This is a genomic window from Pilosibacter fragilis, from assembly GCF_032490495.1.
GTDB classification, from domain to species: Bacteria; Bacillota; Clostridia; order Lachnospirales; family Lachnospiraceae; genus Pilosibacter; species Pilosibacter fragilis.
Genome location: NZ_JAVYJB010000003.1, coordinates 350,263 through 362,486, shown reverse-complemented (window position 1 = coordinate 362,486; position 12,224 = coordinate 350,263). Strand labels below are relative to the sequence as shown.

The 12,224-nt window shown below is 49.4% G+C and carries 8 protein-coding genes; 6 read left to right on the top strand and 2 right to left on the bottom strand.

Translation table 11 applies throughout. From position 1 onward, the window contains the following. Positions 1-97: 97 nt before the first annotated feature. On the bottom strand, positions 98-676 hold the full coding sequence (locus ABCW45_RS04165; protein ID WP_343220342.1) for a TIGR01440 family protein: 579 nt from the start codon (positions 674-676) through the stop codon (positions 98-100). Positions 677-715: 39 nt separating this feature from the next. Continuing rightward, a complete protein-coding gene (locus ABCW45_RS04160) occupies positions 716-2,173 on the bottom strand; it encodes a nicotinate phosphoribosyltransferase (protein WP_343220341.1) in 1,458 nt (485 codons plus the stop codon). Between the two features lie 949 nt (positions 2,174-3,122). Here ABCW45_RS04160 and ileS point away from each other — a divergent pair. The 6 genes from ileS (at position 3,123) to ABCW45_RS04130 (ending at position 12,224) form a co-directional block, all read left to right on the top strand. Further along, positions 3,123-6,326 (top strand): isoleucine--tRNA ligase, encoded by a 3,204-nt coding sequence (ileS, locus tag ABCW45_RS04155; protein WP_117552716.1) that lies wholly within the window; start codon positions 3,123-3,125, stop codon positions 6,324-6,326. Between the two features lie 182 nt (positions 6,327-6,508). Beyond that, positions 6,509-8,962, top strand: coding sequence for a glycogen/starch/alpha-glucan phosphorylase (locus ABCW45_RS04150; protein WP_343220340.1), 2,454 nt, complete (start codon positions 6,509-6,511; stop codon positions 8,960-8,962). Positions 8,963-9,244: 282 nt separating this feature from the next. Then, positions 9,245-10,189 carry a SpoIID/LytB domain-containing protein gene (locus ABCW45_RS04145; RefSeq protein ID WP_343220339.1) on the top strand — a complete coding sequence of 315 codons (945 nt, stop codon included), beginning with the start codon at positions 9,245-9,247 and terminating at the stop codon, positions 10,187-10,189. 365 nt (positions 10,190-10,554) lie between these two features. Continuing rightward, positions 10,555-11,418 (top strand): peptidoglycan DD-metalloendopeptidase family protein, encoded by an 864-nt coding sequence (locus tag ABCW45_RS04140; RefSeq protein WP_343220338.1) that lies wholly within the window; start codon positions 10,555-10,557, stop codon positions 11,416-11,418. Positions 11,419-11,580: 162 nt separating this feature from the next. Beyond that, positions 11,581-11,853, top strand: coding sequence for a spore coat associated protein CotJA (locus tag ABCW45_RS04135; RefSeq protein ID WP_117484348.1), 273 nt, complete (start codon positions 11,581-11,583; stop codon positions 11,851-11,853). Further along, complete coding sequence (locus ABCW45_RS04130; RefSeq protein ID WP_243019839.1) at positions 11,850-12,224, top strand: spore coat protein CotJB; 375 nt, start codon at positions 11,850-11,852, stop codon at positions 12,222-12,224. Before ABCW45_RS04135 ends, ABCW45_RS04130 begins: the two co-directional genes overlap by 4 nt.

Below are 12,224 nucleotides of genomic sequence, written 5' to 3'. Positions count from 1 at the left end.
AACTGATTATACCACGAACGCCGGGCTTTTCGAAGCTCGGCGTTTTGTGTTGGATATATAAAATGAGCTGCCGCACGTTAGTGCGACAGCCCCTTTTTTATTTCTGATAAGCAGCCCGCTCGCCGCCGATATATTTGAGCCGTGTTCTCGCACAGACAACATGGGCGGAGCCGATGGATTTGATGGTGGTGCGGACCGGAACGGCGACATGGCGCAGATGCATACCGATCAAGGTGTCACCGATATCGATCCCGGCGTGTGCCTGGATATATTCCACAGCGCATGGATGCTCGAATTCGTTCCATGCGGCGGTGGAGAAGGATCCGCCTGCCTTTAACTGCGGTTTTACATTGACCATCTCCAGGCCATATTTCTCGGCGCACTCTTCCTCGACGATCAGGGCGCGGTTTAAGTGCTCGCAGCACTGGGCGGCGAGGTAGAGACCATGTTTTTTTGTCACGTTGGAGAGAGCGGTGAAGACAGCCTGACCCACTTCACTGCTGGAGTAGCAACCAATCACATGGGCAGCAATCTCGCTGGAGGAGCAGCCAACAACCAGAATCTGGCCCGGTTTCATATTGGCGATCTCGATCAGTTCCTCTGCAACGGCTTTTGTCTGTTCATAAATTAAGTCAAGATCCACATCGATGGATGTGGCGGTATCTGTTGCACTCATGATAATTACCTCCTGGTAAAGTTATAAGAAGTTCCTGTTTTACTCAAAATGATACTTGTCTAACAGCTCATGCTTCATATCCCAAAGCGGCTTAGAGAGATCCACATGGACTTCATGCGGGTTTACAAGACGCTTTGTCTCATCCCATAAGGTATTGAGCTCTTCCTTGCAGTATTTCTGGATATCCATGACCTTCGGGGAGTGGTAGACACACTCGCCGTCCTTGAATACCTGCACCGGAAGCTCACGCATCGTATAAGTTCCGGGAGCGAGGAGTGTCTTTTTCCATGTCGCTATCGGGTCAAAGAGCAACAGTGGCTCGTCCTCATTGAACGTCTCGCCGACGAGACAGATGATATCAGCGATGACCTTGTGGCTGTCCTTTCCGTAGATACGGTAGGTGGTCTTGTTGCCCGGGTTTGTGATCTTCTCCTCGTTCTCGGAGAGCTTGATCTTCGGGATGAACTTTCCAGTCTTCTTGTCCATGATCGCCGCGAGCTTATAAACACCGCCGAAGGACGGGCAGTCCTTGGAGGTGATCAGGTTTGTGCCGACACCCCAGGAGTTGATGGTTGCGCCCTGGTTCTTTAAGCTTGTGATCAGGGTCTCATCGAGATCGTTGGATGCGGAGATCACAGCGTCCGTGAAGCCTTCCGCATCGAGCATTTTTTTCGCCTCTTTGGAGAGATAAGCGAGGTCTCCGCTGTCCATACGGATTCCGTAGAAGGTAAGCGGGATTCCCTCCGCGCGCATCTCCTTGAATACCTGGATTGCATGCGGGATACCCGAATTTAAGGTGTCGTAAGTGTCGACTAACAGGATACATGCAGTCGGATAGAGTCTCGCGTAGGTGCGGAAGGCGGTGAGCTCATCCGGGAAACTCATGATCCAGCTGTGGGCATGGGTTCCTTTTACCGGGACATCGAACATCTGACCGCAGAGCACGTTGGAAGTACCGATACAGCCGGCGATCATAGCGGCTCTCGCACCGTAGATTCCGGCATCCGGACCCTGGGCACGTCTTAAACCGAACTCCATGACTCCGTCTCCGCGTGCTGCATGGACGATCCGGGAAGTCTTTGTTGCGATCAGGCTCTGGTGGTTGATGATATTTAAGATCGCGGTCTCAACAAGCTGGGCCTGCATGATCGGGGCGATGACCTTTACGAGCGGTTCTCTCGGGAATACGACGGTTCCTTCCGGGATCGCGTAGATATCACCGGTGAATTTAAAGGTGGAGAGGTACTCCAGAAAATCTTCCCCGAAGAGTCCTGTGGTGCGGAGATAATCGATATCTTCCTTATCAAAGTGTAAATTTTCGATGTATTCGACAACCTGCTCTAAGCCGGCCGTGATGGCAAATCCGTTTCCATCCGGATTTGTGCGGTAGAATGCGTCGAAGATGACAGTCTCATTTGCATCCTTTGCATGAAAGTAACCCTGCATCATGGTCAGCTCGTAGAGATCTGTAAGCAGCGTCAGGTTTCGTTCGCTCATAATGTTTCTCCTTAAATTTCTCCGCGGTAAGTGTCAGCGGAATATTAAACGCAGCAGTCCGGAGCGTATAAAAATGCCGGACGATAACGACAGCTTAAGTGCGGTTCACCCCAAAAGAACCGGGCGGCTGTCAAACGTGTTGTGGTTGATTATATCAGTTCTTGTGCGAAAAGGCAAATTGCGTGTTAAAAAAGTAACGAACACTTCAAAAGAACGTAAAATGTGCCTAAAAAGTTAAGAAAGAAAACAGGAAGACGGCATCAATATGGAAAGATTTCGCAACTCCCGAGGGATTCCCTTGACTTTTAAATACCTTATTACTATAATTATTTTGATACCAAGGTCAAAAGGTCGGAAATCTGATGCAAGCTTGCTTGCAAGAGGATTTTTGACCTTGGGACCCGCCTAAAACATGAATAAGTAGCCATTTTTCGTAGAAAAATGAGCGGATTATGAATGTTTTGAGGATTGTGGAAGCACGTAGTGCGAAACAATCCGGTATCAAAGGGGGCAAAAGACCTTTTGACCCCAACATCATTATTTTGTCTGAGTGTAAAAAAATGTAACTATGAACAGATTCGATGGTTACATTCAGACAATCCATAGAAAAAAGCCATGACGGAGACAGTAGGTTCACAAGCAGAAAGCCAAAGCGAGCCGGGGACGATGGAAGCCCGGTGCTTTTTCGTGAAAGGAAGATCACTCCCGAGCTGGAAGCTGAACCCTGAAAGCGGTACTGCTTTTGGAAAGTAAGTGTACCCGGTGATTCCGCCGTTAAAGGGAACTCATATGTCAGTATGCAGCAATAGGTGGTTAAAAGCGTTATTTTCGCCCTGTTCTCATTGAGAACGGGGCTTTTTTATTACTGATTCAGCATACGACACACAAAACACGAAGAGCATAACAACGAGAAAGTTATGCGCAAAACATTGATTGGAGGAAATGTGTCATGTACGAGAAAGTATCAACAGACCTGAACTTTGTGGACAGGGAAAAACAGGTTGAGAAATTCTGGAAAGACGAAAAGATCTTTGAAAAGAGTATTGACAGCCGCAGAAAAGGAACCCCATACGTATTTTATGACGGACCGCCTACCGCAAACGGCAAGCCGCATATCGGACACGTACTTACCCGTGTTATCAAGGATATGATCCCGAGATACCGCACCATGAAGGGCTATATGGTTCCGCGTAAGGCTGGATGGGATACCCACGGACTTCCGGTAGAGCTTGAGGTCGAGAAGCTTCTTGGTCTCGACGGAAAAGAGCAGATCGAGCAGTACGGTGTTGAGCCGTTCATTGAGAAATGTAAAGAGAGCGTCTGGAAATACAAAGGAATGTGGGAGAATTTCTCCAGCACCGTTGGTTTCTGGGCTGATATGGATAATCCGTATGTTACCTACCATGATGACTATATCGAATCCGAATGGTGGGCATTAAAACAGATCTGGGATAAGGGACTTTTATATAAGGGCTTTAAGATCGTTCCGTACTGCCCGCGCTGCGGCACACCGCTTTCCAGCCATGAGGTTGCCCAGGGATATAAGGATGTAAAAGAGAAATCTGCCATCGCCCGCTTCAAAGTAAAAGGCGAGGACGCATACTTCCTTGCATGGACCACAACACCGTGGACACTTCCGAGCAACGTGGCTCTCTGCGTAAATCCGAAGGAGACCTACGCAAAGGTAAAGGCTGCAGACGGCTATACCTACTATATGGCAGAAGCCCTGCTTGATGCCGTTCTCGGAAAGCTTGCGGATAAGGAAAATGGAACTCCGGCATATGAAGTTCTTGAGACCTGCACCGGTAAGGATCTTGAGTACAAGGAATACGAGCCGTTATTTGACTGCGCAGTTGAGATCTGCGAGAAACAGCACAAGAAAGCATACTTCGTGACATGCGCGGATTATGTAACCCTGACAGACGGTACCGGCGTGGTACACATTGCACCGGCCTTTGGTGAGGACGATGCCCAGGTAGGCCGCCGTTATGATCTCCCGTTTGTACAGCTTGTAGACGCAAAGGGCGACATGACAAAGGAGACTCCGTACGCAGGCGTATTCGTGAAGAAAGCGGATCCGATGGTCTTAAAAGACTTAAAGGAAAAAGGCCTGTTATTCGAGGCACCGGCCTTCGAGCACAGCTACCCGTTCTGCTGGCGCTGTGACACACCGCTTATCTACTATGCGAGAGAGTCCTGGTTCATCAAGATGACAGCGGTGAAGGATGATCTGATCCGCAACAACAATAAGATCAACTGGATCCCGGAATCCATCGGTAAGGGACGCTTCGGTGACTGGCTGGAGAATGTTCAGGACTGGGGAATCTCCAGAAACCGTTACTGGGGCACACCTCTTCCGGTATGGCAGTGTGAGTGCGGAAAGATGCACTGCATCGGCAGCCGTGAAGAATTAAAGAAGATGAGCCCGAATTATCAGGATGTTGTTAAGAAATACAGCAAGGAGATGGATGGAGACAAGGGAGAGGTTGAACTTCACCGTCCGTTTATCGACGATGTAGTGATCACCTGCCCGGACTGCGGAAAAGAAATGCACCGTGTACCGGAGGTTATCGACTGCTGGTTCGACTCCGGCGCAATGCCGTTCGCGCAGCACCACTATCCGTTCGAGAACCAGGAGCTTTTCCACAAACAGTTCCCGGCACAGTTCATCTCCGAGGCTGTTGACCAGACAAGAGGATGGTTCTACTCCCTGCTCGCTGAGTCCACGCTGCTCTTTAATGAGCCGCCGTACCAGAACGTTATCGTTCTCGGCCACGTTCAGGATGAGAACGGACAGAAGATGAGTAAGTCCAAAGGAAACGCTGTCGATCCGTTTGACGCCCTGAAGACATATGGTGCCGACGCGATCCGCTGGTACTTCTACATCAACAGCGCACCGTGGCTGCCGAACCGCTTCCATGGAAAGGCTGTTATGGAAGGACAGAGAAAGTTCATGGGTACTCTCTGGAACACCTATGCATTCTTCGTTCTCTATGCGAATATTGATAACTTTGACGCGACCAAGTACACACTGGAGTACGATAAGCTTCCGGTCATGGACAAATGGCTGTTATCCAAGTTAAATTCTACTGTTAAGGCAGTGGATGATGACCTTGCGAACTACCGCATCCCGGAGGCAGCAAGAGCACTCCAGGAGTTTGTGGATGACATGAGCAACTGGTATGTCAGAAGAAGCCGTGAGCGTTTCTGGGCAAAGGGCATGGAGCAGGATAAGATCAACGCTTACATGACTCTTTACACAGCTCTTGTGACGATCAGCAAGGCAGCAGCTCCGATGATCCCGTTCATGACAGAGGAGATCTACCAGAACCTGGTAAGATCCATCGATAAGACGGCTCCGGAGAGCATCCACCTCTGCGACTTCCCGACCGTTGATGAGGCACATATCGATGCCGAGCTGGAAGCAAAGATGGATGAAGTCTTAAAGATCGTTGTGATGGGACGTGCGGCAAGAAATACCGCAAACATCAAGAACCGTCAGCCGATCGCAAAGATGTTCGTAAAGGCACCGGAGAAGCTTCCGGAGTTCTACCAGGAAATCATCGAGGACGAGTTGAATGTGAAGTCCGTAGAGTTCACAGACGACGTGAGAAGCTTTACCTCCTACACCTTCAAGCCGCAGCTTAAGACGGTAGGACCGAAGTACGGAAAACAGCTCGGAAATATCAAGAAAGCTCTGGCTGAGTTAGACGGAAACGCAGCGATGGATACGTTGAACGAGAAGGGCGCTCTGACCTTCAACTTTGACGGAAATGAAGTCGTTCTCACAAAGGATGACCTCCTGATCGACATGGCACAGACAGAAGGTTATGTATCCGAGGCAGACAATACCGTGACCGTTGTTCTCGACACAACACTGACACCGGAGCTTCTCGAGGAAGGCTTCTACCGCGAGATCGTCAGCAAGATCCAGACCATGCGTAAAGAGGCTGGATTCGAGGTTATGGACCACATCTACGTTTACGCGGACAAGAATGAGAAGATCGCAGATCTGATCAAGAAGTACGCGGACGAGTTAAAGAGCGAGGTCATGGCTGACAACATTATGCTTGGTGAGATGGCTGGCTACACGAAGGAATGGAACATCAACGGCGAGGATGTTGTATTCGGCGTAGTGAAAGTGACAAAATAGACGGATGACAACAGGAAAAAGTTCCGCAGCGCGGGGATTTCATGAACAATATTTATGGACAGACCCGCAATGCGGAACCTTCCTGTAAATAAGGGGTTCACATTGACCGGATCACAGACGCGGCCTGAAGAGGCATGGCGTGGGATCCGGCCATTAAGAGAGTATAAAGGAGGACTTTAGGGGTGAGTCAGACAATTAACAAGGATGAACTGAAGAAGACCATTGTGTTTAACGTAAAGAGCATCTACCGCAAAACGATCGACGAGGCGACTCCGGCTATGGTTTACCAGGCTGTCGCACTTGCAGTTAAGGACATGATCATCGACCGCTGGATCGCGACTCATAAAGAGTACGACAAGCAGGATGCGAAGATCGTTTACTACATGTCCATGGAGTTTTTAACCGGTCGTTTCCTCGGCAACAATATCATCAGCCTCTGTGAGCAGAAGGAAATCGAGGAGGCACTTTCTGAACTGGGCTTTGACCTGAATTCCATTGAGGATCAGGAACGGGATCCGGCACTCGGAAACGGCGGTCTTGGACGTCTTGCGGCATGCTTTTTGGATTCCCTTGCATCTTTAGGCTATCCGGCATATGGCTGCGGCATCCGTTATCGTTATGGAATGTTCAAACAGCAGATCCGTGACGGATATCAGATCGAGGTCCCGGATGAGTGGTTGAAGGACGGCTATCCGTTTGAGATCCGCCGCGCAGAGTATGCGACGGAGGTCAAATTCGGCGGTTATGTGGAGACAGAATGGGACGGAAAGAGAAACCATTTCGTACAGAAGGGCTACCAGTCCGTTATGGCGGTTCCGTATGATATTCCGATCATGGGATACGGCAACAATGTTGTAAACTCTTTAAGAATCTGGGATGCACAGCCGGTGAATACCTTCAACTTAAGCGAGTTCGACAAGGGCGATTACCAGAAAGCTGTTGAGCAGGAGAATCTGGCGAAGACCATCGTTGAGGTCCTTTACCCGAATGATAACCATTATTCCGGAAAAGAGCTTCGCTTAAAACAGCAGTATTTCTTTATTTCTGCCAGTGTTCAGCGTGCCATCAAAAAGTACAAGGAAAAGCATGACGATATCCATAAATTCTATGAGAAGGCATCCTTCCAGTTAAACGATACACATCCGACCGTTGCGGTTGCTGAGTTAATGCGTATCTTACTTGACGAGGAGAACTTAGAGTGGGATGAGGCCTGGGAGATCACGACAAAGACCTGTGCCTACACAAACCACACCATCATGGCTGAAGCTCTTGAAAAATGGCCGATCGAGCTGTTCTCCCGTCTGCTTCCGCGTGTTTACCAGATCGTTGAGGAGATCAACCGCCGTTTTGTAGCCCAGATCCAGCAGAGATATCCGGGTGACAACGAGAAGATCCGCAGAATGGCGATCATTTACGACGGACAGGTCCGCATGGCTTACCTTGCAATCGTCGGCAGCTTCTCTGTAAACGGTGTTGCGAAGCTTCACACAGAGATCCTTGAGAAACAGGAGCTTCGTGACTTCTATGAGATGATGCCGGAGAAGTTTAATAATAAAACAAATGGTATTACCCAGAGACGTTTCCTGCTTCACGGCAACCCGCTGCTTGCAGATTGGGTGACCGATAAGATCGGAAATGAGTGGATCACAGATCTCTCCAATATTAAAAAGCTTTCTGTTTATGTGGATGATGAGAAGTGCCAGCAGGAATTCATGAATATTAAGTACCAGAACAAGATCCGTCTTGCAAAGTACATCAAGGAGCACAACGGCATCGATGTCGATCCGCGATCCATCTTCGATGTTCAGGTAAAACGTCTTCATGAATACAAGAGACAGCTCATGAACATCCTTCATGTGATGTATCTCTATAACCAGTTAAAAGATAACCCGAATATGGACATCGTTCCGAGAACCTTCATCTTCGGTGCGAAAGCAGCAGCCGGATACAAGCGTGCAAAACTGACCATCAAGCTCATCAACAATGTGGCTGATGTGATCAACAACGATAAGTCCATCGGCGGCAAATTAAAGGTCGTATTCATTGAAGATTACCGTGTATCCAACGCAGAGCTGATCTTCTCCGCTGCGGATGTCAGCGAGCAGATCTCCACAGCAAGTAAGGAAGCATCCGGGACCGGAAACATGAAGTTCATGTTGAACGGCGCTCTGACGATCGGAACCATGGACGGAGCAAATGTGGAAATGGCAGAGGAAGTCGGCAAGGAGAATATGTTCATCTTCGGTGCGTCCGCAGATGAGATCATCAACCTTGAAAACAACGGCGGCTACAACCCGATGGATATCTTCAACAATGATCAGGATATCCGCCGCGTGCTGATGCAGCTCATCAACGGCTACTATTCTCCGCAGGATCCGGAGCTGTTCCGCGATATCTACAACTCCCTGCTCAACACCCAGAGCAGCGACCGCGCAGATACCTACTTTATCTTAAAGGACTTCCGTTCCTATGCGGAAGCACATAAGAAGATCGACCAGGCATACCGCGATGAGAAGTGGTGGGCAAGAACCGCGATGCTCAACACCGCATCCGCAGGAAAGTTCTCTTCTGACCGTACGATCGAAGAGTATGTAAGGGATATCTGGCATCTTGAGAAGATCAAGGTAGAGCTGTAATTTTTGCTTGTAATTAGTTACAGTTCAGCCATTACAGCTTCTTGTTTTCATATTCATGAAAACAAGAAGCTTGGTGGTTCCACCATATGCTGATTTGGATGAAAAAGTGCTTATGCAAGCAAGCTTGCAATACACTTTCTCATTCAAACCAGCGCATGGCTGAACTGTAACTGTAATTATGAAGGTACTGAATAGTACATAACATAAAAATAAGGCCCGTCTCATACACTAGAGATACCGGGGATCAACCGGATATCAGATGTGTATGGGGCGGGTATTTTTATGAAACGTTTTTTTATGATGTTATTTGCGATGGTCATGATCCCTTATGTAACGACGTTAGCGTGGACAGGCAGGATCCGGACGGACGATGGAGAGGAAGTTCCGGCGGAAGAGTTCCTTGTGGGAGTTGTGGCGGCGGAGATCCCGGCGGAGTATGGGATCGAGACGCTGAAAGCACAGGCGGTACTTGCGAGGACGTATGTGTACCGGATCGCGGATCCGGGAATCTCGCTGGAAAATGCAGGGGATGGAGCCGATTCAAGTGCAGCAGGGACTTTTTCAGGCATTTCGAGGACGTTTGACAGGAGTTTTATGGAGGAAGAACTGGATATTGACTGCCTGAGCATACGGGAGATGGAGAAGAAGTGGGGGAAGGAACACTTTAAGGAGTATTATGAAAAAGTCCGCCTGGCGGTGCGGGAGACGACAGGTCTTGTGGCAGAGTGCGGCGGGGAGCTGATCGAGCCGTTCTACTGCCTGGCAGCCGACGGAAAGACGAGAGAACTGACGGCGTACCCCTATCTTTGCAGTGTGGAAAGCCCAGGGGATCTGGAAGTGGATGGATTCTTAAGCATCCGTACATTCACAGAAGCAGAGTTTGCGGATAAGATCGGAAGGATCGGCGGTCCGCTCCCGGGAGCGGACGGAATCGCCGGAAAGATCCAGATCATCGAGCGGGATGAGGCCGGGTATGTGAGGCGGGTACAGATCGGGGATATGGATTATACTGGGGATGAGGTCCGGGATTCTCTGGGGCTGCAGTCATCCTGTTTCCACTTTTCGTCCACGGACGGGAAGATCCGGGTGTCATCGAAGGGGATCGGCAGCGGATACGGATTCTCCCAGGCTGGGGCGGATGCGATGGAGAGAGAGCAGGGGAGCGGGTTCCGGGAACTGCTGAAATATTATTTTCGAGGTATTGAGATCGTGAAAATTGCGGAGTAAAAGAAGCTTAGTTCAGGTTTCGCTTATATTCGAGAACTTTGTATTTCGGTTTGATCGATACCAAAATGTATTAATTTCTATAAATGAGCAAATACCGAAAAGTGCACAAAAATTATAACTTATTGTGCATGTAACATGGACATTGGTCCGCTTAATATTCTATATGTCTGCATGTGATAGACTTAATAGTGCAGTTTTTCAAATTTGTTCATTTATAGTTAATTTCCTAAATAATGCTGGAGAGTATTTATTTAATCCTGCATAAGGTGGCTCACAGAAGATAAAAGGTGGATACGTCCGGAAAAAAGTATGATTTCGTGTATAACTTCATCACCGTGGGTAAGAATATAACCGAGGTGATAAACGTGAAAGAAAGAGGAAATCAGCTTTTCAAGGACAAATTCGTCCTTGTCATGCTCGTACTTGGCCTGCTGACTATTGTTGCGGCAGCAGGCGCTGTGAGAATTCAGAAGGGGAGAGAAAATATCGGAGAGAGCCCCTATCTGGAGATCGAAGACCCGGACCATGTGATCGCAGGGGATTCCAACGCAGGAGCGGAGTCCGGAGGCGATACACTGGCGGGGGAACTGGCGGCATCCGGAGATGAAGCCGGGAATGGGGAACTTGCTGGGGACGGCACGGCTGTCGGTCTGGCAGACAATAAGAATGGTGCCGGAACTGGCGCTGATCCCGGCAATTTTGCCGGAGAAATTTCGATGGATACCGGTCTTGCTGATGCATCAGATAGCGCCCTGACAGGCGATCATTCCATGGCGGAAGCCGGTGCCGCTGTCAGCGAATCCCTGGTCCTCGATTTCGCAGACACAGATAAGCTCTCCTGGCCTGTGACCGGAAATATCGTTCTTGGCTACTGCATGGACACCACGACCTACTTCCCGACCCTGGACCAGTACAAAGTCAATCCCGCCAATGTGATCCAGAGCGAGGTCAGCACCCCGGTATCGGCTCCGGCGGACGCCAGAGTGGTCTCTGTTGGGACAAACGAGGAGATCGGTAATTATGTTGATCTCGATTTGGGAAACGGCTATACTGCCGTCTGCGGCCAGTTGAAAGAGATCCCTGTGGTAGAAAATGAATATGTACGACAGGGGGATCTTCTGGGCTATGTCGCCGAGCCGACAAAATACTACGCGGTGGAAGGCACGAATGTGTTCTTCGAGTTTCTGAAGGACGGCGTGCCGGTGGATGCGCTGGATTTTCTGGAGTGAGAGATCACGATTACACGTAATTTGCAAAGTTAAGCCAAAAAGCCTTCAGGGAAGCTCTCTGGAGGCTTTTTATATAACAGGAAATTCCCTGTTGCATAAAAGGCACTAACGTGCCAAAGATGCATATTCTAATATCAGAACAAATAAAGGAGACATCCGCATATGAATTGCAGAAATTCCGATCTGCCGGATACCGCTATGGGTCCGTCCTGCGGCTGCGGCAGAAATCTGTCTGATATTTCCGGGCCGGGACCTGTTGTGCGTCCGGTGGCCAACTTTTGTTTTGATGACAATGATCCAAGATTTCCGATAGGAATGGGATATGTTCCGATGCAGATGTGGGGGACCATATATCCGTTAGCCAGAGGTTTTGTCCGGGGAACGATCTTCCCGTCCCTGGATCTTCCATTTGCCGTGGGGAGGTGCAGAAGATGAGGGAACTATATCGATGCAGCATGATGCCGGGAATGCCGGCAGAACCTGTGAGTGACTCCCGCCTGTCAGCGCAGGATGTGATGCCTGTGTGCGGTACGTGCCAGAATGCCGGGGGCATGGCCGCAGGGGATAAAGAACTGTTGATGCGTCAGATCATGGAAGCCGGTTTTGCGATGGATGATGTTGTCCTGTTCTTAGACACTCATCCGGAAAATCAGGATGCACTTCGCTATTACAAAACGGTCCGTGACATGCGTGACCAGTCCATGGCTGCCTATGAGAGGCGGTTTGGGCCGCTGAGATACACCGATGTCACGTCCATGTCCTGGAACTGGGTAACTGAAAAATGGCCATGGGAAGGAGGATGCTAA